This is a genomic window from Streptomyces rubellus (genome assembly GCF_036323805.1).
GTDB lineage: Bacteria > Actinomycetota > Actinomycetes > Streptomycetales > Streptomycetaceae > Streptomyces.
This window is the reverse complement of the sequence record NZ_JAZDCX010000043.1, coordinates 1-25,562: the sequence shown is the minus strand read 5'-3', so window position 1 is coordinate 25,562 and position 25,562 is coordinate 1. Positions and strand designations below refer to the sequence as shown.

Below are 25,562 nucleotides of genomic sequence, written 5' to 3'. Positions count from 1 at the left end.
CCCTCACCGCCGACCAAGAGCAGTATCCGTCCCGGTGAGACTCTCAGCGTTCTCTCACACAACGCTCACGGTGCTGCCAGGCCGCTCGCCTAGCTTGCGGCGCATGTTCTTCACCTATCTGCGCCGCGAGCTGCGCCGCCGGAGGAAGTCGGCGCTGGTCGTCGCCTCGGGGCTGGCTCTCGGCATCGCTCTTGTCATCGTGGTCAACGCTGTATCGACCGGCATGGGGAAGGCCCAGGACCAGGTCCTGGAATCCCTCTACGGGCTCGGTACCGACATGACCGTCACCAAGGCTCCGGAGCCACCGTCGGAGGACGGTGGCGAGCGGCCGCGGTTCCGCTTCGACGCGCGTGGTGACGGGGAGGACGGCGAGCGGCAGAGCAGCGACCGGGTCATGGTGCAGGGCTTGCAGACCCTGGACGCCGCCACGGTCTCGTCCGTGGCCGAGGCGGACGGTGTGGCGGACGCCGTGGGCGGGCTCAGCCTCAATGTGGTGAAGGTCGACGGCGAGTTCAGCCGCGGCCAGTTCCAGCAGCGGCCGGACGGTGGGCGGGGCGGCGGCTCGGATGGTGAGGTGACGGGCGGCGGCGCCGATTTCTCCATCGACAGCTTCACCGTGTACGGCACCGACGTCGCGCATCCGGCGATGGGCCCGCTGTCCTCCTCGGAGATCACCGACGGACGTGGCTTCGAGACGTCCGAGACATCGGCGAAGGTGGCCGTGGTGGACAACGCCTACGCCAAGGAGAAGAAGCTCGCGACCGGTGACACGGTCACGGTGAGCGACACGGAGTTCGAGATCGTCGGTGTGGCCACGGCGACCAGCGGGGACGCCGCCGCCAACGTCTACCTGCCGCTCGCCCAGGCGCAGGCCCTGGCCGACGCCAAGGACAAGATCACCACCGTCTACGTGCAGGCCGACGACGCGCAGCAGCTCGGTGCGGTGGAATCCGCGGTGCTCAAGGCCGTTCCGGATGCCACCGTGACCACCTCCGAGGACCTGGCGGACACCGTCTCCGGGTCCCTGTCCACCGCGTCCGGCCTCGCCGAGACGGTCGGCCGCTGGCTGTCCGTGGTGGTCCTGGCCGCGGCGTTCCTGGTCGCCGGCCTGCTCACCTCGTCCGCCGTCGCCCGGCGCGTCCGGGAGTTCGGCACCCTCAAGGCACTGGGCTGGCGCTCGCGCCGGGTCACCGGGCAGGTCGTCGGCGAGGCCGTCGTGACGGGCCTCGTCGGCGGTGCGCTGGGCATCGGGCTGGGCCTGGCCGGCGCGTGGGCGGTCACCGCGTTCGGGCCCTCGCTCTCCGCGGAACTGGGCGCTTCCGGTGGCGGCATGAGCGGTCCCGGTGGCGGCATGGGCGGCGGCCCGGGCGGCGGCGGCTCCGGCGGCGCCGCACGCGAAACCGCCGCACGGACGCTGGATGTGGTTCTCACCGCGCCGGTCAGCCTCTCCGTGATCACCCTGGCCGTCGGCCTCGCCGTCGCGGGCGGCCTCGTCGCCGGGGCCTTCGGCGGGTGGCGTGCCTCCCGGCTCCGCCCCGCCGACGCCCTCTCCCGCGTCGCCTGACCGGTCCTCGTCCCTCTCCGCAGGAGCAACCACACCATGTACGAACTCACCGGCGTCACCCGGCGCTACACCCGCGGCAAGGGCGTCGTCGACGCGCTCGCCGGAGTGGACCTCACCATCGCCGCCGGCGACTACCTGGTCATCAAGGGCCCCACCGGCGGCGGCAAGTCGACCCTCCTCCAAATGCTCGGCGGCCTCGACCGGCCGACCTCCGGCAGTGTGCTGCTCGACGGTGTCGACCTGGCGAAGCTGCCCGAGGCCCGTCTGACCCGCCTGCGCAGCGAGAAGATCGGCTTCGTCTTCCAGAGCTTCAACCTCATCCCCACCCTCACCGCCCAGGAGAACGTCGAAACGGCCCTCGTACCACTGGGCATCAAGCCGAAGGAGCGACGCGAACTGGCCGCCGAGGCCCTCACCTCGGTAGGGCTGGGAGAGCGGCGGGGCCACGTGCCGAGCGAGCTGTCCGGCGGCCAGCAGCAGCGGGTGGCCATCGCCCGAGCACTGGTCAAAAAGCCGCAGGTACTGCTCGCGGACGAGCCGACGGGCAACCTCGACGAGTCCACCCGCGACGAGATCATGGACGTCCTGCAGATCCGCTGCAAGGAGGACGGACTCACCTTCATCATGGTCACGCACGACTCCCACCTGGCCAAGCAGGCCCCCCGGGCGGTCACGCTCCGCAAGGGCACCCTGTCGTCGTCCTGACATCACGCGGGATCGCGTCGCATCGGCGCCGACGGCACGGACCCGAGCGCCACGGCCGGAGACCGGCCACCACCCTCACCGAGCACGGCGTGGCGCGGTGAAGTGCGACGACACCTCTGGCCTGCCCCGCTTTGCTCCCGCACCGGGCCCGGCGCGCCCCACACGCCGGCGGCGCGCCGGACCCGGTGCGGGATAGCCTCCAGGACGGGACGGCGAGTGCCGGGGCCCGGTGAGAGAACGGATCGTAGTACCGACATGACCGAGCGGACCGAAGAGAAGCGGCAGCACCGGCTTCTCGTCGTCGAGGACGAGCCCAGCATCCGCACGCTGCTCGAATCGACGCTGAGTCTCACCGGTTATCAGGTGAGGAGCGCCGACACGGGAGTCTCCGCGCTGGCCGAGGCCGCGTGCCTGCAGCCCGACCTGATCCTGCTGGACGTCATGCTGCCCGACCTTGACGGCTACGAGGTGATCCGTCGGCTGCGCGCGGCCGGCAACCTGGTGCCCGTTCTGCTCCTCACCGCCCGCACCGGTGTGGACGACCGCATCAAAGGGCTGAGCCTCGGCGCCGACGACTACGTCACCAAGCCCTTCAACATCGAGGAAGTACTCCTCCGCATCCAGGCCATCCTGCGGCGAACCCTCGGCCCCGACGCCCTGCTGCCGGACACCGTCGTGCGCTACGCCGACCTCGAGCTCGACGAGACGGCACACGAGGTGCACCGGGCCGGCCAGTACGTACAGCTCTCCCCGACCGAGTTCAAGCTGCTGTCGTACCTCCTGGACAACGCCGGCCGGGTACTGAGCAAAGCCCAGATCCTCGACCACGTCTGGCAGTACGACTTCGCGGGCGACACCCGCGTGGTCGAGACGTACATCAAGTACCTGCGGAAGAAGATCGACCGCTTCGACCCGCCGCTCATCCACACCGTCCGGGGCGTGGGTTACAGCCTGCGGCTGCCGCGCGCCAGCCACGGGGCAGCGGACCGTTGACCGTCGTTCGCGCGCCCCGCTCACTGCGCCGGCGTCTGGTCCTCGGGGTCACCGTGCTGGCCACCCTGGCCGTGCTGGCCGCCGAGCTGATCGGCTTCGTCGTCCTGCGGTCCTGGCTCCTCGACGGGGTCGACCAGCGGCTCGCGGATTTCCGGCCGGTGCCCGCCTTCCTTGAAGCGCGCCGTTCCGGCGAACCGGAGCCCGGGGCGCTGCCGTCGGACTTCCGCGTCTACTTCTACGACGCCCGCGGCAACCGCCTGCCCCAGACACTCGGCTCGGACGACAGGCCGGGCCCCCGGCTCCCCGGCAGCATCGACCGTCTCCTGCCGACGGAAGGCAACCCGACCTCGGTGGCGGCCGACACCGGGGACGGGAACTGGCGCGTCCTGCGCCGGGCCGGACCACGTGATCTGACCGTCGTCGTCGCGCTGCCGCTCGACACCGTGGACGGGGCGACGTCGAAGATCCTCTGGCTGAACGGCCTGCTGCTCGTCGTCACCGTGGTAGCCCTGTGGGTGCTGGGCCGTGAGGTGGTCCGGCTGAGTCTGCTGCCACTGACCCGGATGGAGCGCGCCGCCGAGGCCATCACGGCCGGGCAGCTCGACCTGCGGCTGCCGGACACCGACCCTCAGACCGAGATCGGACGGCTCGGCACCGTACTCAACACCATGCTCGACCGACTGCAGCAGGCCCTGCGGGAACGCGAGACGTCGGAGATACGGCTGCGCCGATTCGTCGCCGACGCCGGACACGAACTGCGCACGCCGCTGACCGCCATCCAGGGGTTTGCCCAGCTCGCACTGCGCTCCGACCGCCGCACCCCGAAGGAGCGGCAGGAAGCCGACCGGCACATCGCGCAGAACGCCGAGCGGATGAGCCTGCTCGTCGACGACCTCCAACTGCTCGCCAGACTGGACCGGCACCCCGACTACCAGCAGGAAAACGTGGACCTGCTGTCCCTGGCGGCGGACGCGGTGAGCTCGGCAGCCCTGCAGCGACCGAGTCACCCCGTGAGCCTGTCCCCCCTGCGCGACCGTCCCGCCGACACCGACACCGACGCCGGGGAAGGGGAAGGGGAACTGGACGTGGTGGAAGTCGTGGGAGACCCCCACCGTCTCCGGCAGATCGTCGAGAACCTGCTGTCGAACGCCCACACCCACACCCCACCCGGCACCCGGATCCAGGTCCGCGTGGGGCCGGGCCGGGCCGGTGCCCGTACCGGTGGCACCGACGCACCGGGACGCGTCAGCATGGCACCGCCCTTCCCGGCCGGAACCCGGATCGCCGTCATCGAGGTCGAGGACGACGGCCCGGGGCTGACGGCCGCCGACGCGGAGCGCGTGTTCGAGCGGTTCTACCGGGCGGACCCCGCGCGCACCCGGGCGCGAGGCGGCTCCGGACTGGGCCTGGCCATCGCCACGGCCATCACCGAAGGCCACGGAGGCCGACTCGAACTCGACCCGGGCCAAGGCCGCGGGGTCACTTTCCGCCTCGTCCTGCCACTCCCCGCACCGAGCTGACCGCGCTCCCTTGGCAGTCCGGCCGACCGGCAGAACGCTTCGGCCCGAGGTGTGGGTGGTCGACGACGTGTCGTTCCCCAAGTGCGGCAAGGCGTCGGTCGGGGTGGCCCGCCAGTACTGCGGAGCGGTCGGGAAGCAGGCGAACTGTCAGGCCGCGGTCAGTGTCCATGCCGCCACCGACACCGCGTCCTGTCCGCTGAACCGGGAGTTGTATCTGCCGCGCGAGTGGACGGACGAACCGGACCGCTGCCGCGGGGCAGGAGCGCCCGACGACGTCGTGCACCAGGAGAAGTGGCGTCTCGCACTCGGCCTGCTCGACACGCTCACCGACTGGCGGTCGAAAGCGCCGGTCGTGGTCGCCGATGCCGGCTACGGCGTCAGCACCCCCTTCCGGCTCGGTCTCCAGGAGCGGGGACTGTCCTACGTGTTGGCGCTGGCCGGGAAGGAAGTCGCCCACCCGGCGGACGTCGAGCCGCACCAGCCCACCTACGGCGGGCTCGGCCCACCCACGCTGCCCCGCTATCGCACCCCGCCGCGGGCCGTCTCCGCCCTCGCGGCCGAGATCACTGCGGATCGGTTCACCGAGGTGGTCTGGCGGCAGGGCAGCAAAGGCGCGATGACCTCACGGTTCGCGGTTCTGACCATTCGGCCGGCGGGCAAGCAGTCCCTGGCCGCAGCCCAGGAGGCGGCGGCGGCCGCAACCGGTGGGGCGGAGTCCTGCCCACCCGTACGCTCCTGGTCGAATGGCCGGACCGCCAGGACGCACCGGCGAAACTACTGGATATCGAACCTGCCTGCCACCACCCCGGTCGCTGACCTGGTGCGGTGGGCGAAAATGCGCTGGCGGATCGAGCACGACTACCGCGAGCTCAAGCACGGCCTCGGACTGGACCACTTCGAAGGCCGCACCTGGCGCGGCTGGCACCACCACGTCACCCTCGTCACCGCCGCCCAGGCCTTCCTCACCCTGCGGCGGCTCGACCCCAAAGTCCCCACACCGGCCTGACTCTCTACGAGGTCCTCGATGTTCTTCAGGACCTGCTGAGGTGCTGGGCCGGTACCTGCACCACCTGCGGACGGCCGCTACCCACCCAACGAAGCCGCCGCAGACAGCACAGAACCTAACGAAGCACCACTAGTGCCGCATCAAGCAACGTTCGCCCTGTTGACCACTTCGCGGAGCCGTTCGTCGGCGGCGTGCTTGTTCCACCAGATGATGTAGGGCGGATCATGCTGCCCTGTTCCTTGTGGCCGGCGTGATCAGTTCCTTCCAGCGCGAAGGCGGTGAACTGCATGAGCGTCGCTGGCCTGTCCGCGCTCGCCGCCGTCTTCGCCCTGGGCGCCGGGGTCCGCGAGCGCCGCTGTGCCGGGTGAGGCCACTGGTTGCCACACACCTCCAAAGCATGCACACTTGCACAAGTGAGCAATAAAGATTCTCCGGTGGGAGATCTGAGTGCGGTGCTGTCGCACCAGCTGTTCCGCGCCCTGGGCGACCCCACCCGTATCCGCCTGGTCGACCTGCTCGCCGAGCGCTGCCGGGCCTGTTCGGTCTCCGAGCTGGCGGACTGCCTGGACGTCGACCTGTCCGTGGTCTCCCGGCACCTCGCCCTCCTGCGCGCCGCCGGCGTGCTGCGCGCGGCGAAGCAGGGACGCACGGTCTTGTACGAGATCCAGTTCGACGCCCTTGCCGAATCGCTGCGGGGCATCGCCGACGCGCTGGAGCGCGCCAGGGACGACTTCGTCTCGTCCGCGCCCTGCACACCGTCCACCGACACTGATTCCGAGAAGGGAACGGCACCATGACCACGACGACCACCACGGCCCAAGCAACTGCGACAGCGGACACTTCGCCATCCTCCGCCGAGTCGACGCGGCTCGCCGTCGAATACTGGACCGTTACCATGGACGGGCAGTCCTCCTGCGGCTCCTGCGACGCGACCCGCGCCGTGGTCGACGGCGCGATGGAAGCCGTGCGCCCGCTGGCCGCACGGCTCGGAATGCAGCTCGACGTGCTGCCGCGCACGGTCGCCACCTGGGCGGAGGCGATCGACCACGGCATCGTCGCCTCGCCGACCATCCGCGCCGCCGGCCACGAGCTGTGCCCCACCCACCCGGACACCTCCGAGAGCAGGGTGTGGCGGTGGCGTGGCCAGCAGACCGTCTCGCTGCCCGAAGAGGCCGCGCTCGACCTGCTCCTGCGGGCCCTGGCAGCGCGCAGCAAGCAGATCGGCGAGTACCTGGAGCACGGCGGTCCGTCCGCCTACGTCCGCAGGTTCCTGTCGGAGCAGCCCGCCCCCCAGCTCGATGCGGACACCTCCTGCGGCGCGGCAGCCGGCTGCAGCTGAGCGCGGACGACGCGGGGCCGCCCCCAGTGGGGGTGAGGATGTCGCGCAGGCGGCGCAGGCCCTCTGGCGGAACCGTCACGCCAACGACCAGCTGCTACGAGCCATAGTCGGCAGGGCGAGCGTTGCCTGATGCGGCACTATTGGCTCGGCTCAGAATCTTGGCTTGCCGACTGCTCTTTGCCGCATGTTCGGCCCGCCGGGATGCCGGCGATCCGAGTGACGAGGAAGTCGAGCCGTTCCTCCTGTCCGTCCGGGGGGATGCGGCCGCTTCCGGACAGGACGGCCATGCCGTGCAGTGCGCTCCAGGTGACTTCGGCGAACAGTTCGCGTCGCGCGTCGTCCGGGCGGAAGCAGCTGACGAACTCGCCGAAAGCGGCCCGCAGCGGGGGCGGTGTCTCGGCGCTCGCGAACTTCACGTCGGTGGGCAGGACGAACATGGCCTGGTACAGGGCAGGCCGCTCGGCCGCGAACTCCAGATAGGCGCGGCAGACGGCGCGCAGGGCCTGCCCCGGCCCGGGGGCGGCCTGCCGCGCGCGGCGCAGGTGGGCGGCGAGCTCGCCGAAGCCGTCGAGGGCGACGGCGCTCACGATGGCGTCCTTGCCGTTGAAGTGGCTGTAGAGCACCGGCTGGCTGTATTCGACGCGTTCGGCCAGCCGTCGCGTCGTCACCGCCTCCCACCCTTCGGCCTCGGCGAGTTCGCGCGCGGCTGTGATGATCAGCTGATGACGGCGGGCGCGTTCGCGTTCACGGCGCTCGTTGATGGCGGGCATGACGACATCCTAGCAACGCTAGACATCCTGTCGGAACTAGGTATATCGTCGCTATCAATCCTAGCGCCGCTAGTAAACGCTGCGGGCGCTGCCTCCGAGAGGGGAAGGCAACCCATGCTCACCACCATCGCCACCGTGCTCGCCGGACTGGTCGGCGCAGGCATCATCTTCATCGGCGCGCGCACCTTCTGGGCACCGCAGGCCGCGGCCGGCTTCGGCATCCCCGGCACGCCGACCGGAGACCGGAACTTCCAGGCCTGGCTGTCCGTCAAGGCCGTACGTGACATCGCTTCGGGGATCTTCGTCCTCATCCTGCTGGCCGGGGCGACACCCCACCTGCTGGGCTGGTTCATGCTGGCCGCCACCGGCATACCCGTCGGCGACGCGCTGATCGTGCTGCGCAGCAACGGGCCCAGGGCGGCCGCCTACGGCATCCACGGGACCACCGCCGTGGTGATGCTGGCGATCAGCGTGCTCCTGCTCGCCGCGTAACCGCCCCTCACCCCGCCTGGGCCGGGCAGGGCTGCCTCCACTGGCGGATGGGTGGGTCCGGGGCGAAGCCGGTCTTCGGTTCGGCGCGACACCCGCGCCGAACCGAAGGCCGCGAGCGCGGCGTTCCACTCCTCGTGGGTGCGGTGGCCGGTGCCGCCCTGGGCGAAGCAGCACCGTGGGCTTCCCCCGCTGCGCGGGGTGACCGGCTGAGAACCGGAGCACAGACCCGGCTGTGGGAGGCCGCCCGCCGCACCGGCCCCTTCCGGCACGGCGGGCCACCGGCCAACGGGCGTCAGCCGGCCACGCCGGAGCTGTGGGTGGCCGGCGAAGGGGTACAGGTCAGGTCCGCCGGGGTGTCGGCCGTGCCTTTGCCCTGGAAGCCGAAGGTGGTGCTTCCGCTGCTGCTGAGGGTGCCGTTGTAGGCGGCGTTGCGGACGGTGGCATCCTGCCCGCTGACGGTGAGGTCTCCGTTCCACGCGCTGCTGACGGACTGGCCGTCGGCCAGCGTCCAGGTGACGGTCCAGCCGGCGATCGGCGCGGTGTGGGCGTTCCCGACGGTGACCTCGGCGGTGAAGCCGCCCTGCCATTGGCTGGTGACGCGGTAGGTGGCGGTGCACTCGCCGCGGGGGGCGGGGCTGCCGCCGTTGAGCGCGGCGGCGATGGCGTGGTAGGCGGGCTTCCTGGCGAAGTTCTCGTCCCATGGCAGGGCGGCGCCCTCGCCGGGGAAGACGGAGGGGACCCAGGAGTACTTGTCGGTGTAGTCCCAGAGGGTGATGCCGACGCACCGGGAGACCGCCAGGCACGCCTCGACCACGGCGCCGTAGTCGGTGGCCTGCTGGGCGTCCTTGGCGGCGGTGCGCGGCAGGGGCATGCGGATGTCGAGTTCGGTGAGGGCGACGTCGACGCCCAGGTCGGCGAAGCGCTGGATGTTCTGCCGAAGGCTTGCCGGGACCTGGCCGGCGATCAGGTGGGCCTGCATGCCGACGCCGTCGATGGGGACGCCCCGGGCCTTGAAGGACTTCACCATCTCGTAGACGGCGTCGCTCTTGGGGCCGATGCCTTCGATGTTGTAGTCGTTGTAGTAGAGCTTGACGTCCGGGTCGGCGGCGCGGGCGGCCTTGAAGGCCTCGGCGATGTAGCTGTCGCCGATCTTCTGCTGGAAGACCGACTGCCGGCGGCTGCCGTCCTCCTCGAACGCCTCGTTGACCACGTCCCAGTGGATCAGCCGGCCCTCGAAGTGGCCGACCTCGTGGGTGATGTGGTTGCGCATGACCTCCAGGAGCTCGCCGGCCGGTACGTCGCCGACCCAGTCGGGCAGCTGGTTGTGCCACACCAGGGTGTGTCCGCGCACCGACTGGCCGTTGGACTCGGCCAAGTCGACTATCTCCTCGGCGGCGGTGTAGTCGAACCGGCCCCGGGACGGCTCGGTGTACTGCCACTTCATGGTGTTGCCGACGGTGATCTGGCCGAACTCGCTGCCCAGGATCTGCGTGTACCGGGTGTCGGACAGCTCGGGGTTGTCCGTGGCGGAGCCGAAGTAGCGGCCCTTGGCCTCGGCCAGTTCGCCCAGGGTGGCGGTGTCGGCGTGGGCCGGAGCGGTGGGCGCGGCCGCGGTCAGGCCGGCCGACAGGGTCACTAACGCCGTGGCGAGGAGGCCGGCCGTGCGGCGGTCTCGGGCCGGGTGGTGACGGAACATGGTTCTCCTTCGGTTCGGGATCGTCCGAGGGCGTCATGTGGTGCCGTGACGGTGGGACAGTGGTTCGACGAGGCCCTGTCCCGGTCCCTCCCCGTAGAGAAGTACCACCTGCTGGTGCCGAGGGCGAGGTGGGCTTCGACCGGTTCCTCCCGCGGCGGCCGGACCGCCGCGGGCGGCGCTGTGCAGGCCGCGGCGGAGCGGGACAGCACAGCACGGCAGGAGCGTCTCGCCCCGCCACAGGCCGGTCTCGCGGCAGGCCGGACCGGACGTCCTGACCGCCCGGCCCGGTCGGCGGCGCGGTCCCGGTACGACCGTGGCACCAGACCAGTACGTCCCACCCCTGGGACGACGCCTCCCCACCACCCCGGCCGGTCACCTGGTCATCGAGGCGGCTCCGACTGATGAACGACGGCGCGAAGCGTCCCTCACCCCTGCGGGCCGATCCTTGCTGGGACAGGCTCCGCCGTTGGTCGTCGAGGACGTCGGGGAAGAGGGGCCTGGGTCGTGGTGCGGGCACGGACCCTCGGGTCCGTGTCGTGGAGGAGGACTTGCATCGCCGTCGCCTGAGCGGGTTCGCCGTACAGGTCTCGGAGCCGCTCGGCAGGTCTCTACTACGTTTTCAGTAGCGGCAACTGTCAGCAGGCGTACGACGACAGGGCGGCCCGCATCCGGAGAGGCTGGGCGGACAACCAGCACCAGATGGGGAGACCTCCTGCCGTGGCTATTTTCCTTCACCGAGTAGGCCGTCTGGCCTTTCGGCAACGTTGGTACGTCGCTCTGATCTGGGTGGCCGTTCTGGCTTTCGCCGGACTCAGTGCTCTCAAGGCTCCGGAGGCGTCCGACAAGGGGTTCTCCATGCCGGGCATCGAGTCCCAGAAGGCGTTCGACCTGATGGAACAGCGTTTTCCCGGAACCGCTGCCGATGGTGCGACCGCCCGGATCGTGTTCGTCGCGCCGAGCGGGGAGCGGATCACCGCCCCTGGGAACAGGCAGGCCGTGGAGAAGGCCGTGGCCTCTCTGGCCGACGGCGGACAGGTCGTGAGCGCGTCCGACCCGTTCCGGTCGAAGACGCTGAGCAGGGACGGCCGGACGGCGTACGCGACCGTCACCTACGAGGTCGGTGCCAAGGGCCTCACCGACGCCAGCAAGAGCCGGCTGGAGGAGGCTGTCCACAGCGCTCAGGATGCCGGGCTGACCGTCGAGGCGGGCGGAAGCGCCCTGAACGCGGGTGGCGGGCCGGGCGGCGGGGCCGAGCTGATCGGTGTCGCGGTGGCCGCCGTCGTCCTGCTGGTCACCTTCGGTTCGCTCGCCGCGGCCGGGCTGCCGCTGCTGACCGCCCTGATCGGCGTCGGGGTCAGCATGGCCGGCATCCTGGCACTGGCCCATGCGCTGGACTTGTCCGCGACGACGAGCATCCTGGCGATGATGCTGGGACTCGCGGTCGGCATCGACTACGCGCTGTTCGTCGTCTCCCGCTACCGCGAGGAGCACGCCAGGGGCCGTGCGCCGCACGAGGCGGTCGGGCTGGCGGTCGGCACGGCCGGCTCCGCGGTCGTGTTCGCCGGGCTCACCGTCGTCATCGCGCTGGCCGGACTGGCGGTGGTCGGCATCCCGATGCTCACCAAGATGGGCCTGGCCGCGGCGGGCGCGGTCACCGTCGCCGTACTGATCGCCCTGACGCTGGTCCCGGCGCTCCTCGGCTTCTGGCCGAACGCCGTTCTCACGCGGCGGGCCCGCAGCGGCGGACGGGCCGAGGAACAGGACACCCGGAACAACGGGGGCACCCGCTGGGCGCGGTTCGTGCTGCGGCGTCCGCTGCCCGTGCTGCTGCTGGGCGTGGCGGGGCTGGGGACTCTCGCGCTGCCGGCCATGGACCTGCAGCTCGGTAACCCCGGGGACGAGGCCAAACCGACCTCCACCACCGAGCGCCGGGCCTACGACGCGCTGGCCGAGGCTTTCGGGCCGGGCTTCAACGGACCCTTGACCATCGTCGTGGACGCGAAGGGCACCGCCGGCGCGAAGAGCGCCGTCGAGTCTGTCGCACAGCGGATCGGCGGCACCGAGGGGGTCGTCTCCGTCTCCTCGCCCCGCTTCAACAAGGCAGGAGACACGGCTGTCTTCCAGGCCGTGCCGTCCACGGCACCGACCGACGAGAAGACCAAGGACCTGGTCACGTCCATCCGGAACGACCGGCCCGCGATCGAGTCCCGGACCGGGGTGACGTTCGCTGTCACCGGCACCACCGCTGTCGACATCGACATCGCCGAGAAGGTGCAGTCCGCTCTGGTCCCCTACCTGATCGTTGTCGTGGGCCTTGCGGTCGTACTGCTGCTGCTGGTCTTCCGGTCCCTGCTCGTCCCGCTGAAGGCGGCCCTGGGATACCTGTTGTCGGTGCTGGCCTCCCTGGGCGTGGTCGTCCTCGTCTTCCAGCAGGGCCACGGCGCCGAACTGCTGGGAGCCGAGCACACGGGCCCGATCATGAGTTTGATGCCGATCTTCCTGGTGGGCATCGTCTTCGGCCTGGCCATGGACTACGAGGTCTTCCTCGTCTCTCGGATGCGCGAGGCGTACGTCCACGGCGAATCGCCCCACCAGGCGGTCATCAGCGGGTTCCGGCACAGTGCCCGGGTCGTCGTGGCCGCCGCACTGATCATGATCGCGGTCTTCGCCGGATTCATCGGCGAGAGCGACTCCATGATCAAAATGATCGGGTTCGGACTCGCCTCGGCCATCCTGTTCGACGCCTTCGTCGTACGGATGGCGATCGTGCCCGCCGTCCTCGCCCTTCTGGGGCACAGGGCCTGGTGGCTGCCGGGCCGGCTGGACAGGCTGCTGCCCCGCGTCGACGTGGAGGGCGAGGCACTCGGCCGGCGGCCCGCCGCGGCAGACCCGCGATCGGCCGGGACGACGACCGGCCGGGAAGTATCCCACACCTGACACGGCCGCTTCTTTTCCGCCGGGGTCCCGTGTTGGATGACACGGGGCCCCGGCGGCCGTCCGTGGAGGCGGACGGCGACGTGTTCCAGAGCACCGACCGGAGAACCGTATGAGTACCAGCCCTGAGCGTTACACCGACCGTTTCGAGCGATACGCCGACCGCCATCCTCGCGTCGTCGACGCGGTCCTGGTCCTGGTGGTGACGGCCTGCGCGATCGTGGGCAGTGGTCTCACCAGGCCGGGCGCCGCCCCACCTCAGCGGGACACCACCGTCCTGGTCGTCATGGGAGTCTCGTGTCTCGCCCTGTTCAAACACCGAAGCCATCCGCGGACCGTCACCGTCGTGAACGCGGTGTGCATCGTGGTCGTCACCGCGCTGGAGTACGTGCTGACCCCTTTGCTGCTGGCCCCCGTCATGGCGGCGATGTACTGGTTGACCACGCATACCGGCCTCAAGACCGCACGCTTCTACAGCGTCACCACGGCAGCGGCTCTGATGGCCGCGTCAGCGGTCTTTGACCCCACTTACGCTTCTTCCCCCGTACCACGGTCCATCGGCTACTGCTTCTGGCTGCTCCTGCCGCTCGCCGCCGGCAGCATGACCAGACTGCGGCGCGCCTACCTGGCGTCGGTGCAGGCCCGTGCCGAACATGCCGAGCGGACCCGGGAGGAGGAGGCACGGCGGCGTGCCACCGAAGAACGCATGCGCATCGCCCGCGAGCTGCACGACGTCGTGGCTCATCATCTGGCCCTGGCCAACGCCCAGGCAGGCACGGCCTCGCACTTCGCGCTCACCAATCCGCAACAGACGAAGAAGATTCTCACCAGCCTGACCGACACCACGTCCTCCGCACTGCGCGAGCTGAAAGCCACGCTGGGAGTGCTGCGCTACAGCAGCGCCCCGGCCGCCGCACCGCTGGAACCCTCTCCTGGCCTCGCCCGCCTGCCCGAACTGGTTTCGGCGTGCGCGTCCGCGGGGCTCACCGTCACGGTCACCACGACGGGCGAGTTCCGTCCGCTCACCTCCGGAGTGGACCTGACCGCGTTCCGGATCGTGCAGGAGGCGCTCACCAACGCCACCAAGCATGCCGCCGCGGACTCGGCACGCGTACATCTCACCTACAAGGAATCCCGTTTGCTGATCACGATCACCAACGACGGGCCGTCCGGCAGTACCGTTGCCGCAGCCGCGCCGGGCCAGGGCTTCGGCATCATGGGCATGCGGGAACGCGCCCACACCGCCGGCGGTGAACTCCGCGCGGGACCCCGTCCAGGAGGCGGCTTCGAAGTCGCGACCAGCCTGCCGCTTCCGACCGCCACACCCGAAGCGCCTTCGGAAGCCGCAGACAATTCAACAGGAGAAGAAGCATGACCATCAGGGTGCTGCTCGCCGACGACCAGACCTTGCTACGGGCAACCTTCCGGATGCTGGTCGACTCCTGTGAGGACATGACCGTGGTCGGCGAGGCCTCCGACGGCGCGGAGGCGCTGGAACTGGCCCGCGCCCACCGCCCCGACATCGTCCTCATGGACATCCGGATGCCGGGCACGGACGGCCTCGCCGCCACCTCCGCGATCTGCGCCGACCCGGAGCTGACCGCCACCCGCGTCCTCATCCTGACGACGTTCGAGACCGAGGACTACGTCGCCCAGGCGCTGCGCGCCGGTGCCAGCGGCTTCCTCGGCAAGGACGTCACCACCGACACCCTGCTGGCCGGCCTGCGCACGGTGGCCTCCGGCGAGGCCCTCCTGTCCCCCACCGCCACCCGCACCCTCATCGCGAACTTCCTCGTGACACCCGCCCCCGGCGCACAGCCCGTGTCCGCACAGCGCCTGTCGGAACTCACCGCTCGCGAACGCGAGACCATGGCCATGGCCGCCGAGGGCAAGTCCAACACCGAGATCGCCGAGACACTCACCCTCAGCCCGCTGACCGTACGCACCCACATCTACCGGGCGATGGCGAAGCTGGGCGCCCGCGACCGCGCCCAACTGGTCGTCATCGCCTACCAGACAGGGCTGGTGCAGGTGACCCCGCTCACGCCCTGACCGCGCACCGGCATCCCGGACGAACACCGGGCGGGCAAGCCCCGAGACGGCGCACACGCTCGGGAAGCCGACCCCGGCCCTCCCGGCCCAGAACCGCTTTTCAGCCGCCACCGGCGCGCGGTCACGTACGGCAGGCGCGAAGTGCCCGGAGAATCTGCGCAGGAATGCCACACGCGCTGCACGTGCCTTTTCGAACGCCCCGATAGCCTTGCTGGCCGTTCACGCAGGTACGGACGTGACCAGGCCGTGGCCCGGGCAGGCCGACGGCGAAGCCGACCCAGGAAGACCGCAGATGGACCACTGCTCCTCGTGCCACCGGTATCTCAACGGGGCCCTGGTGTGTCCCGGGTGCGCCGCCTACGCACCGGATATCGCCCCGCGCGTCACCGACAGCGGCATCCTCCCGGCCCGGCCCGCCGCCTCGGCGGTGAGGGACGACGCGTCGGGCGGGACGGCGGCGCGGGAATCCACGGCACCGGCCGCCCGGCACGACGGCCCGTCGCGTGACGGGGCGCTGTCCGGGTCCGGCGCGGAGGAGAGCCCCTCCCCCGGGACATCCGGCGGCGGCGAGGGAGTATCCGCCGCCCGGCAGGGCCATGCGGCGTGTCGGGACCGGCTGTCGCACTGGAAGAAGAACCAGCGCCGGGCCGTGGTCGCCACCGCCGTCGCAATCGTCGGCGGCGGCCTGGCCGTCGCGACGTTGGAACGGCCCGCCGCCGACCGGGGGCAGGCGGTGGCGCCGGACGACGGCACGGAGGCCGCGGAGGCGCGGGCGACGGAGGAGGCGCGCCGGCCCGCGCGCGGCGCCTCCCCGGCGCCACCGCCGACGGCCGGCCTGCCGCACCGGGAGCCTCTGGTGGTGGCGCCCCACGCCACGCGGTGGAACATGGGGGACGTTCTCGTGCCGGGTGCCGCGGTCTCCCCACGCCCGACGACCACATCGGCTCCTCAGTCGGAAGCCGTGTCCCCGGTCCCCGGCACGACGGCTCCCGGCGGCTCCGGTACGGCGCCCGAGCGGCCGTCCACGCCCGGGACCGACGGCACCGCGGCTCCGGGGGGCTCGCCGTCGGCCTCGCCGCCGGAGCCGCCATCACCACCGGCGGAGATCTGCCTGTTCGCCCTGTGCCTCGGCTGACGGCGAGGGTGTGCCGCCGGGGCGCCGGGCGGAGGAAGCCCTGCCCGGTCGTGCGACCGGTCCAGGACCCGGGCGCCGTGCCCGGCCGGCGGTGAGCAGCGCGCCGGGACCCGTCGCGGCAGAGCGCCCGGGCCCTGCCGCCGGGGTCACCGGACGGCACGTCCGCTCCTGTCCGCTGCCCGGCGGTCACCGGTGTGCGCGGTATCCGCGGTCGTTCGGCCGGGCCCGTACCGGGACGGAGACCGGAGGCCAGGCCGGATCGCGTCGGCGGGTGTCGGTACGCGCCGCGCGGCACGGACGGCAGCGCCTTCGACGCCCGGGCACGGTGCTGCTCCGGCCGGCTGCGTCCCCGCGTCGGCAGGGCACCGCAACCGGCCGGACCAGCGAGGCCGTCCGGGTCACGGCTCGCGGGAGGGTGCACGGGCCAGGGGCCGGGTCACCGGCCGGCCCCTGTCGCCTGGTGCGCGGCAGGGGCCGTCCCGTGACGCTTGTCGGCGCTCAGCGCGTGCAGGATCTCCTCCGCGCTCTGTCTGGCGTCGCCGAAGAGCATGCTGCTGTTCTCCCGGAAGAACAGCGGGTTCTGCACGCCCGCGTAGCCGGAGGCCATGGACCGTTTGAAGACGACGACCTGGCCGGCCTCCCAGACCCGCAGCACCGGCATGCCGGCGATCGGGCTGTCCGGGTCCTCCGCCGCGGCCGGGTTGACGGTGTCGTTCGCCCCGATGACCAGCACGACCGAGGTGTCGGCGAAGTCGTCGTTGATCTCGTCCATCTCCAGGACGATGTCGTAGGGCACCTTCGCCTCGGCCAGCAGCACGTTCATGTGCCCGGGCAGGCGGCCGGCGACGGGGTGGACACCGAAGCGGACCGCCACGCCCCGCTCGCGCAGCCGCCGCGTCAGCTCCGCGACCGGGTGCTGGGCCTGGGCGACGGCCATGCCGTAGCCGGGGGTGATGACCACCGAGCGGGCCCGGGCGAGCATCCCGGCCACCTCCGCGGCGCGCACCTCGCGGTACTCGCCCTGCGCCTCCCCGCCGCCGGCCGGCGCCCCGATGCCGAAACCGCCCGCGATGACGGAGAGGAAGGAGCGGTTCATCGCCTTGCACATGATGTAGGACAGGTAGGCGCCGGAGGAGCCGACCAGCGCGCCCGTGACGATGAGCAGGTTGTTGTCGAGAAGGAAGCCGGCCGCGGCCGCCGCCCAGCCCGAGTAGCTGTTGAGCATGGAGACGACGACGGGCATGTCGCCGCCGCCGATCGAGGCGACCAGGTGCCAGCCCAGCGCCAGCGCGAGCACGGTCACCGCGATCACCAGCGGCAGGTTCGGGCTGATCGTGAACCAGGCGGTCAGTGCGGCGAAGGCGCCGAGCGCGCCGAGGTTCAGCGCGTTCCTGCCCGGCAGCGTCAGCGGGCGGGAGTCGATCCGTGCCGAGAGTTTCAGGAACGCGACGATCGAGCCGGTGAAGGTGACCGCGCCGATGAAGACGCCGATGGACACCTCGGCGCGGTGGATGGCCAGCAGGCCGGCGCCGATCCGGGGCTGTGCCGTGCCGTGCGCCTCCACCTCCAGGTAGCTGTTCCAGCCCACCAGCACCGCGGCCAGGCCGACGAAGCTGTGCAGCATCGCGATCAGTTCGGGCATCTGCGTCATCCCGACCCGGCGGGCCCGCCACAGGCCGATCACCGCGCCGAGCGCCATGGCCGACACGGTCAGCGCCACCGCGCCGGCGGTGATGCTGCGCGCCGCCACCACGACCGTGGCGGCCAGCGCGAGGGCCATGCCGGCGATGCCGTAGACGACGCCGGCGCGGGAGGTGCGGTGCTGGGACAGGCCGGCCAGGCTGAGGACGAACAGCAGGGCGGCGACCAGGTCGGCCGCGTGGGAGGCCGTCATGGGGGTCATCTCGGCTCAGCCTTTCGAGAACATGGACAGCATGCGGCGGGTGACGGCGAAACCTCCGAAGATGTTGACGCTCGTCAGCAGGATCGCCGTGAAGGACAGCGCTGTGACGATCCGGCTCCCGTGCCCGATCTGCAGCAGGGCGCCGATCACGACGATCCCGGAGATCGCGTTGGTCACCGACATCAGCGGCGTGTGCAGCGCGTGGTGCACCTTGCCGATGACGTAGTAGCCGATCACCACCGCCAGCGTGAACACCGTGAAGTTCTCCGCGAGCTGCGCGGGGGCGAAGGCCACCAGCAGGAACACCGCGGCCATGCCGAGCGCGATCAGGCCGAAGCGTCCCGCGGGCGCCTGCCTCGGCCGCTCGGGCTCCGGGGCGGCGGGTGCGGCCGCGGGCTGTTCGGCGGGCGCGGCGGAGACCGCGACGGGCGGCGGCGGCCAGGTGACCTCGCCGTCGCGCACCACGGTCACGGCCCGCTGCACGGCGTCGTCGAAGTCGATCACCAGCCGCCCGTCCGCGCCGGGCGTGAGCAGCTCGATCAGGTTCGCCAGGTTGGTGCCGAACAGCTGCGAGGCCTGTGCGGGCAGCCGGGAGGCGAGGTCGGTGTAGCCGATGATGGTGACGCCGTTGCCGGTGACCACCACGCGCCCCGGCACGGTGCCCTCGACGTTGCCGCCCTGGGCGGCGGCCATGTCGACGATGACACTGCCCGGCTTCATGACGGCCACGTCGCCGGCCGTCAGCAGGCGCGGTGCCGGCCGGCCCGGGATCAGCGCGGTGGTGATCACGACGTCCACGTCCGCGGCCTGCTCGCGGTAGAGCTCGGCCGCGGCGCGGTCGTAGTCGGCGGAGGTCGCCCTGGCGTAGCCGTCGGTGCCCGCCTCCTGGGCGGCGTTCACCGGGAGGTACTCGCCGCCCAGCGACTTCACCTGGTCGGCGACCTCCGGCCGCGGGTCGGTGGCGCGCACGATCGCGCCGAGGCTGGAGGCGGCGCCGATCGCCGCCAGGCCGGCCACGCCCGCGCCGGCCACCAGCACCTTCGCCGGCGGCACCTTGCCGGCCGCGGTGACCTGGCCGGTGAAGAACCGTCCGAAGACGTGGGCGGCCTCGATGACCGCTCGGTAGCCGGCGATGTTCGCCATCGAGGACAGCACGTCCATCGACTGCGCACGCGAGATGCGCGGCACCGCGTCCAGTGCCAGGGCGGTCACGCCGGCGCCGGCGAGCGCCCGGAGCAGTTCGGGTCTCTGTGCCGGGGCCAGCAGGGCGACCACGGTCGCGCCCTCGCGCAGCCGGATGATCTCCGCGTCGGAGGGGGCGTTCACCTTCAGCACGACATCCGCGTCCCAGGCCGTGCCGATCTCCGCGCCGGCGTCGAGGTAGGCCTGGTCGGCGAAGCCGGATGCCTCGCCGGCCCCCGGTGCGACGACGACCTCGTAGCCGAGGTCCAGCAGCAGCCGTACCGTCGCCGGGGTCGCCGCGACCCGCGTCTCCTCGGCAGCCGACTCGGCCACTACGCCGATGCGCTGGGGTGGGTGGTGCGCAAACTGGTGTACAGACATCTCCCGGGTTCCCTCCTTGGAGGAGCGGTTGGCAGGGGGTCCGCGGCGAGGGGTGTCCATCGGCTCACCCGTCCCCCGTGGACGCGGACCGTGGGAACCTACCCGCCACAGCCGCCCGGGCCGAGGGAACACGGCCGTGGCACGCCCCACCGCGCGGTCGCCGCGGCGCGCGGTGGCGCGGAGCCGGACCGCCACGGGCCGGTACCTCGGGCGGGAGGCGAGAGCGGCGGAGTACGGGCCGGTGAGCAGGGGACGCCGCCCCGCCTCCTCGTTCAGGGGCCGGCACGCCGGCTTCCCGGGCCGCTGCCTGCTCAGCGCCGCGGGCGCAGGCCACGCGCGGTGCGGCCCGGACGCGGCCGGGGAGGAGGACACCGAGGGCCGGCCGCGGTCAACGCGCCGCCGGGCCAGGGGTGCGGTCCCGCCGGTGACACCGCCGCCCGCCGTCCTGTCCGCCCGGGCACGCCACGGCTGCGGTGGGCGTGGGCGGGGTGTCGGTGATGCCGCGGGCGCGCTCCCGGCGCGGTGCGTCCGGGCACGGCGGCTGAACGCGGCCTGTTCCGTACTCTTGCGGCATGCGCATGCGCCCCACTTTGAGCTGGACCCCCACCGAGGACCTGCCGCCGGGCACCACGGATCCGGGGCCGGTCGCCGATGCGCTGAGCACCGGCGGCGTGCTGGTGCTCAGCGGGGCGGGCATCTCCACGGAGTCGGGCATCCCCGACTACCGGGGCGAGGGCGGGAGCCTGGGGCGGCACACCCCGATGACCTACCAGGAGTTCACCGCCGACGCACAGGCCCGGCGCCGGTACTGGGCGCGCAGCCACCTGGGCTGGCGCACCTTCGGCCGCGCCCGCCCCAACGCCGGGCACCGGGCCGTGGCCGCGTTCGGGCGGCACGGCCTGCTCTCGGGTGTGATCACCCAGAACGTCGACGGTCTGCACCAGGCCGCCGGCAGCGAGGGCGTGGTGGAGCTCCACGGAAGCCTGAGCCGGGTCGTCTGCCTTTCCTGCGGTGCCCTCAGCCCGCGCGGTGAACTCGCCCGTCGGCTGGAGGAGGCCAATGCGGGCTTCGAGCCGGTGGCCGCGGGAATCAACCCGGACGGCGACGCCGACCTCACCGACGAGCAGGTCGGGGACTTCCGCGTGGTGCCCTGCACGGTCTGCGGCGGCGTCCTCAAACCGGACGTGGTGTTCTTCGGCGAGGCCGTTCCGCCGCAGCGGGTCGAGTACTGCCGCACGCTGGTCCGGAACGCGGCCTCCTTGCTGGTCCTGGGATCCTCGCTGACGGTGATGTCCGGACTCCGGTTCGTCCGCCAGGCGGCCCGGGCCGGGAAGCCGGTGCTGATCGTCAACCGGGACCCGACCCGGGGCGACCGGCATGCCCTCACCCGGGTCGCGCTCCCCTTGGGGGCGGCCCTCACCACCGTGGCCGGCCGACTGGGGATCCCCGTCGACGGCCGGGCAGCGGACCGGGTGAGGCGGTGACGGTGGCGGGACGCCGCCGGGGTTCACCGCGCCGGATCCCCGTGTCACCGCGGAACGACCAGCCGGTTCTGTCCTTCCTCACGGATCTCACGGATCTCACGGATTCTCGCCTGCGCGCTGTTCCGGCGGAGGAAGGGAACCGGGGGGATCCCCCCCGTGGGAAGCGGGTACGCCCGGCCGTACGGCCGCTGAGGGACAGTACGGGCACGTCCCGGCGGCGCGGTGCGCCGGCTGAGTCGCGCCGGTCCGCGGGTCCGGTCAGCAGCCCGTTCCGGACGGGGCCGGAGAGGTCTTCCAGCACTGTCCGGCGGGCTTGCCGGCCGGCGCCGCCAGGTGGGACGGATCCGTCGTCCGCCGGCTTCCAGGGGATCCGAGGCAGGAGTCCCGGGGCCCCTCTCCCCTCTCCCCCGGGCCGCCGTCAGCACGGGGGCGCCCGCGTCCCGCCCGCCTCCTCCCGGCGGCGCCGAGCCCGGTGCGGCCCGGTCCACCGCCGTCCCGTTCCGCGAAGCCACCGTGCCGGCGACAAGCGGCCGCGCGGGGCCGCCGCCCGGCGGGCGCTGATCCGCGCGCACGGCCTGTGTCCCCGGGGTGTTGTGTTCAGTCGGTGCCGAACTCCATCGCGGCGCGGTCGAGCAGTTCCTCGTCGCCGGAGACCTCACCGCGCGAGGCGATGGCCTCGGCACCGCCCTGCGGCATCGCGCCGATCAGTCCGGTCGAGGCCGCCTGGGCGGCGCCGACGAGCGCGGCCTGGCCGGTGCCGACCATGCCGATGTCCGCGTACTGTTCGAGCCTGGCGCGCGAGTCGGCGATGTCGAGGTTGCGCATGGTGAGCTGGCCGATCCGGTCCACCGGGCCGAAGGCCGAGTCCTCGGTGCGCTCCATCGACAGCTTGTCCGGGTGGTAGCTGAAGGCCGGGCCGGTGGTGTCGAGGATGGAGTAGTCCTCACCGCGCCGCAGCCGCAGCGTCACCTCGCCGGTGACCGCCGAGCCGACCCAGCGCTGCAGCGACTCGCGCACCATCAGCGCCTGCGGGTCGAGCCAGCGGCCCTCGTACATCAGCCGGCCCAGGCGCCGTCCCTCGTTGTGGTACTGGGCCAGGGTGTCCTCGTTGTGGATGGCGTTGACGAGGCGCTCGTACGCCGTGTGCAGCAGCGCCATGCCGGGTGCCTCGTAGATGCCGCGGCTCTTGGCCTCGATGATCCGGTTCTCGATCTGGTCGGACATGCCCATGCCGTGGCGGCCGCCGATCGCGTTCGCCTCCATCACCAGGTCGACCGGGGAGGTGAACTCCTTGCCGTTGATCGTCACCGGCCGGCCCTGGTCGAAGCCGATCGTCACGTCCTCGGCGGGGATCTCCACCTCGGGGTCCCAGAACCGCACGCCCATGATCGGCTCCACGGCCTCGACGCCCGTGTCCAGGTGCTCCAGGGTCTTGGCCTCGTGGGTGGCGCCCCAGATGTTGGCGTCGGTGGAGTACGCCTTCTCGGTGCTGTCGCGGTAGGGCAGTCCGTGGGCGAGCAGCCACTCCGACATCTCCTTGCGGCCGCCGAGCTCGGAGACGAAGTCCGCGTCCAGCCAGGGCTTGTAGATGCGCAGCTGGGGGTTGGCGAGCAGGCCGTAGCGGTAGAACCGCTCGATGTCGTTGCCCTTGAACGTCGAGCCGTCTCCCCAGATCTGCACGTCGTCCTCGAGCATCGCCCGGACCAGCAGGGTGCCGGTGACGGCGCGGCCGAGCGGCGTGGTGTTGAAGTAGGCGCGCCCGCCCGAGCGGATGTGGAAGGCGCCGCAGGCGAGCGCGGCGAGCCCCTCCTCGACCAGGGCCGCGCGGCAGTCGACCAGGCGCGCGATCTCGGCGCCGTACGTCTTCGCGCGGCCCGGCACCGAGGCGATGTCGGGCTCGTCGTACTGGCCGATGTCGGCGGTGTAGGTGCACGGGACGGCGCCCTTGTCGCGCATCCATGCGACGGCGACCGATGTGTCGAGGCCGCCGGAGAAGGCGATGCCGACGCGCTCGCCGGTGGGCAGTGAGGTGAGAACCTTGGACATGGGAAGAGTATGCGACAGACTGCATGATCATTCAAAGTCTCGGCCGGTCCTCCCGGTCATCCGGCCACGGTCCGTCCGGAGGGCCCGCCCGCCCCCGGCGGCGCGACGGGCCGCGCAGCGCGGCCGGCGAACCGCGGCGTCTCCCCCGCCGGACCGTCCGCGCCGCGCTCTTCGCCGTGCTCCGCGGACGACACCCTCCGCTCCGGAAAGGGCGGTGGAATACCGTCGAACGGCCCCGCGGGAAACCCGGCCCGGTGACCCGTTGTCGAATTCCGTTCGACGTTTCGTTCAATGGCCTGCGTTCAGGGCGGAACGTCTCGTTTTCCCCGTCGAAGTCCACATCGACAGGCTGCGGGATTTACCGGTTTCCCAGCGAATCCCTTGCGCCGCCGGTGCGTCGCTGCCAGCATCACGGCGAAGCGGCGCTCGAACACGCGGCTCCGGCGGGCCGCGATTTCCCGCACCGCTTTCCTCCCCCCGCAGTCCGCAGTCACAAGGAGCACCATGTCCGGTTTACGGGACCGTACGAGAAAGATCCGGCGGGGATTCCGCCTGCCGGTGATCGGCGTCGTCACGCTGCTCGCCGGACTGAGCCTGGTGGTCACCGGCGGCGCCGGGACGGCCGCCACGGCCGCCCCCTCCACCACCGCACACGGCGCCCCGGCCCCGGATGGCGCGACGGCTCAGGTCGCCGCGATGCAGCCCGGGTGGAACCTGGGCAACTCCCTCGACGCCACCGGCGACGACGAGACCTCGTGGGGCAACCCGCGCGTCACCGAGGCGCTTCTCGACAACATCAGAGCCCAGGGGTTCAACAGCGTCCGCATCCCGGTGACCTGGGGACAGCACCAGGGTCCGGCCCCGGACCACACCATCGACCCGGCCCACCTGGACCGGGTCAGGGAAGTGGTCGACTGGGCGCTCGCGGACGGCTTCCACGTGATGATCAACGTGCATCACGACTCCTGGCAGTGGATCGCGGACATGCCGGCCGACCGTGCCGGAGTGCTCGCCCGCTACAACGCCACCTGGCGGCAGGTGGCCGCCGCGTTCCGCGACTCCTCGCCCCGGCTCGTCTTCGAGAGCGTCAACGAGCCGCAGTTCACCGGCGGCGACGACACCCGGAACGCGGAGCTGCTGAACGAGCTCAACACCTCCTTCCACCGCATCGTGCGCGGCTCCGGCGGCAACAACGCCACCCGCCTCCTCGTCCTGCCCACCCTGCACACCTCGGCCGATCAGGCGCGGCTGGACGAGCTGACCGCCACCTTCGACGCCCTCGGCGACCCCCGTCTCGCCGCGACGGTGCACTACTACGGCTACTGGCCGTTCAGCGTGAACGTCGCGGGCGGGACGCGTTTCGACGACACCGCGCGGAAGGACCTGACCGACACGTTCGACCGCGTCCACCGCGCCTTCGTGGCCCGGGGCATCCCGGTGATCCTCGGCGAATACGGCCTTCTGGGATTCGACCGGCACACCGGCACCATCCAGCAGGGCGAGAAACTGAAGTTCTTCGAGTCCCTCGGCCACCACGCCCGCACCCGGCAGATCACCACCATGCTGTGGGACAACGGCCAGCACTTCCAGCGCACCGGTTTCCGGTGGAACGATCCGGAACTGTTCGCGCAGATCGAGTCCAGCTGGACGACCCGGTCCGGCACGGCCTCCTCCGACCAGGTGTTCAGCGCCCGCGCGGCGGCCGTCACCGACAAGACGCTCACCCTGAACCTCAACGGCACCTCGTTCACCGGGCTCCGGCACGGCACCACCGACCTGGTGCGCGGCACGGACTACACCGTCGAAGGCGACCGGCTCACGATCACCGCCGCCGCGCTCACCCGGCTGAGCGGATCGCGGGACTACGGCACCAACGCGGTGCTGCACGCGCGGTTCTCGCACGGTGTCCCCTGGCGGATCGACCTGATCACCCACGACACACCGGTCCTGCGGAACGCCACCGGAACGACGGACTCCTTCACCATCCCCACCGACTTCCGCGGCGACAGACTCGCCACGATGGAGGCCACCTACGCCGACGGCACCAACGCCGGCCCGCACGGCTGGACGCCCTACAAGGAGTACGACCGCGCGTTCGCGCCCGACTACGCCGCCGGCGTCACCGCACTGACGCCGGACTTCTTCGCCGAGGTCGAGGACGGCTCCCCGGTGACGCTCACCTTCCACTACTGGAGCGGGGCGAAGGTGACCTACCACGTCACCAGGTCCGGTTCCTCGGTCACCGGCACCGTGTCCTGACCGGTGCCCCGGCGGACGGCGGACGGGCCCGCCCCGTTCCCGGTCCGCCGGACAGCCGGAGTGGGGGGGGGCCGCCGGGCCCGCCCCCCCCCGCGGGGCCG

19 protein-coding genes and 1 pseudogene are annotated in these 25,562 nt (G+C 71.8%); 14 read left to right on the top strand and 6 right to left on the bottom strand.

Annotated elements, in window-relative coordinates; all coding sequences use genetic code 11:
• Positions 1-103: 103 nt before the first annotated feature.
• From V1L54_RS28835 to V1L54_RS28815, 5 genes are all read left to right on the top strand, one after another.
• Positions 104-1,564, top strand: coding sequence for an ABC transporter permease (locus V1L54_RS28835; protein WP_330121117.1), 1,461 nt, complete (start codon positions 104-106; stop codon positions 1,562-1,564).
• Between the two features lie 36 nt (positions 1,565-1,600).
• Positions 1,601-2,269: an ABC transporter ATP-binding protein gene (locus V1L54_RS28830; RefSeq protein WP_330121116.1), complete on the top strand. Its 669-nt coding sequence runs from the start codon at positions 1,601-1,603 to the stop codon at positions 2,267-2,269.
• Positions 2,270-2,524: 255 nt separating this feature from the next.
• The gene (locus V1L54_RS28825; protein WP_330121115.1) at positions 2,525-3,262 is read left to right on the top strand and encodes a response regulator transcription factor; all 738 of its coding nucleotides are present in this window, start codon (positions 2,525-2,527) and stop codon (positions 3,260-3,262) included.
• A complete protein-coding gene (locus tag V1L54_RS28820) occupies positions 3,259-4,782 on the top strand; it encodes a sensor histidine kinase (RefSeq protein ID WP_330121114.1) in 1,524 nt (507 codons plus the stop codon). The genes V1L54_RS28825 and V1L54_RS28820 overlap by 4 nt, the downstream gene beginning before the upstream one ends.
• A gap of 55 nt (positions 4,783-4,837) precedes the next feature.
• Positions 4,838-5,788: an IS701 family transposase gene (locus V1L54_RS28815; RefSeq protein WP_443076826.1), complete on the top strand. Its 951-nt coding sequence runs from the start codon at positions 4,838-4,840 to the stop codon at positions 5,786-5,788.
• A 140-nt stretch (positions 5,789-5,928) separates the two neighbouring features.
• On the opposite strand, the pseudogene V1L54_RS28810 reads toward V1L54_RS28815, so the two are convergent.
• Positions 5,929-6,077 (bottom strand): annotated as a pseudogene (locus tag V1L54_RS28810) (transposase); the annotation flags it as partial.
• A gap of 145 nt (positions 6,078-6,222) precedes the next feature.
• Here V1L54_RS28810 and V1L54_RS28805 point away from each other — a divergent pair.
• Positions 6,223-6,585: an ArsR/SmtB family transcription factor gene (locus tag V1L54_RS28805; protein WP_330121112.1), complete on the top strand. Its 363-nt coding sequence runs from the start codon at positions 6,223-6,225 to the stop codon at positions 6,583-6,585.
• Positions 6,586-6,683: 98 nt separating this feature from the next.
• Positions 6,684-7,127, top strand: a complete 444-nt coding sequence (locus V1L54_RS28800; protein WP_330121111.1) for a hypothetical protein — start codon at positions 6,684-6,686, stop codon at positions 7,125-7,127.
• A 137-nt stretch (positions 7,128-7,264) separates the two neighbouring features.
• Here the strand turns inward: V1L54_RS28800 and V1L54_RS28795 are convergent, their stop codons facing one another.
• A complete protein-coding gene (locus V1L54_RS28795; protein ID WP_330121110.1) occupies positions 7,265-7,897 on the bottom strand; it encodes a TetR/AcrR family transcriptional regulator in 633 nt (210 codons plus the stop codon).
• Between the two features lie 114 nt (positions 7,898-8,011).
• On the opposite strand from V1L54_RS28795, the gene V1L54_RS28790 reads away from it, so the two are divergent.
• Positions 8,012-8,389, top strand: a complete 378-nt coding sequence (locus tag V1L54_RS28790) for a DUF4267 domain-containing protein (RefSeq protein ID WP_330121109.1) — start codon at positions 8,012-8,014, stop codon at positions 8,387-8,389.
• A 292-nt stretch (positions 8,390-8,681) separates the two neighbouring features.
• On the opposite strand, the gene V1L54_RS28785 is transcribed toward V1L54_RS28790, so the two are convergent.
• Positions 8,682-10,085, bottom strand: a complete 1,404-nt coding sequence (locus tag V1L54_RS28785; protein ID WP_330121108.1) for a glycoside hydrolase family 10 protein — start codon at positions 10,083-10,085, stop codon at positions 8,682-8,684.
• Between the two features lie 717 nt (positions 10,086-10,802).
• Here V1L54_RS28785 and V1L54_RS28780 point away from each other — a divergent pair.
• The 4 genes from V1L54_RS28780 (at position 10,803) to V1L54_RS28765 (ending at position 16,206) form a co-directional block, all read left to right on the top strand.
• A complete protein-coding gene (locus V1L54_RS28780; RefSeq protein WP_330121107.1) occupies positions 10,803-13,022 on the top strand; it encodes an MMPL family transporter in 2,220 nt (739 codons plus the stop codon).
• A gap of 109 nt (positions 13,023-13,131) precedes the next feature.
• On the top strand, positions 13,132-14,394 hold the full coding sequence (locus V1L54_RS28775) for a sensor histidine kinase (protein ID WP_330121106.1): 1,263 nt from the start codon (positions 13,132-13,134) through the stop codon (positions 14,392-14,394).
• Complete coding sequence (locus V1L54_RS28770) at positions 14,391-15,071, top strand: response regulator transcription factor (protein ID WP_330121105.1); 681 nt, start codon at positions 14,391-14,393, stop codon at positions 15,069-15,071. The genes V1L54_RS28775 and V1L54_RS28770 overlap by 4 nt, the downstream gene beginning before the upstream one ends.
• A gap of 235 nt (positions 15,072-15,306) precedes the next feature.
• On the top strand, positions 15,307-16,206 hold the full coding sequence (locus V1L54_RS28765) for an SCO2400 family protein (protein ID WP_330121104.1): 900 nt from the start codon (positions 15,307-15,309) through the stop codon (positions 16,204-16,206).
• Positions 16,207-16,642: 436 nt separating this feature from the next.
• Here the strand turns inward: V1L54_RS28765 and pntB are convergent, their stop codons facing one another.
• Positions 16,643-18,109, bottom strand: coding sequence for a Re/Si-specific NAD(P)(+) transhydrogenase subunit beta (gene pntB, locus V1L54_RS28760; RefSeq protein ID WP_330121103.1), 1,467 nt, complete (start codon positions 18,107-18,109; stop codon positions 16,643-16,645).
• Between the two features lie 6 nt (positions 18,110-18,115).
• On the bottom strand, positions 18,116-19,672 hold the full coding sequence (locus tag V1L54_RS28755) for a Re/Si-specific NAD(P)(+) transhydrogenase subunit alpha (RefSeq protein WP_330121102.1): 1,557 nt from the start codon (positions 19,670-19,672) through the stop codon (positions 18,116-18,118).
• Between the two features lie 572 nt (positions 19,673-20,244).
• On the opposite strand from V1L54_RS28755, the gene V1L54_RS28750 reads away from it, so the two are divergent.
• Entirely contained in the window at positions 20,245-21,156 is a 912-nt protein-coding gene (locus tag V1L54_RS28750; RefSeq protein ID WP_330121101.1) for an NAD-dependent protein deacetylase, read from the top strand.
• Positions 21,157-21,753: 597 nt separating this feature from the next.
• On the opposite strand, the gene argG is transcribed toward V1L54_RS28750, so the two are convergent.
• Positions 21,754-23,202 carry an argininosuccinate synthase gene (argG, locus tag V1L54_RS28745; RefSeq protein ID WP_330121100.1) on the bottom strand — a complete coding sequence of 483 codons (1,449 nt, stop codon included), beginning with the start codon at positions 23,200-23,202 and terminating at the stop codon, positions 21,754-21,756.
• 504 nt (positions 23,203-23,706) lie between these two features.
• Here argG and V1L54_RS28740 point away from each other — a divergent pair.
• Positions 23,707-25,461, top strand: a complete 1,755-nt coding sequence (locus tag V1L54_RS28740) for a cellulase family glycosylhydrolase (protein WP_330121099.1) — start codon at positions 23,707-23,709, stop codon at positions 25,459-25,461.
• The last annotated feature ends 101 nt before the right edge of the window (positions 25,462-25,562 follow it).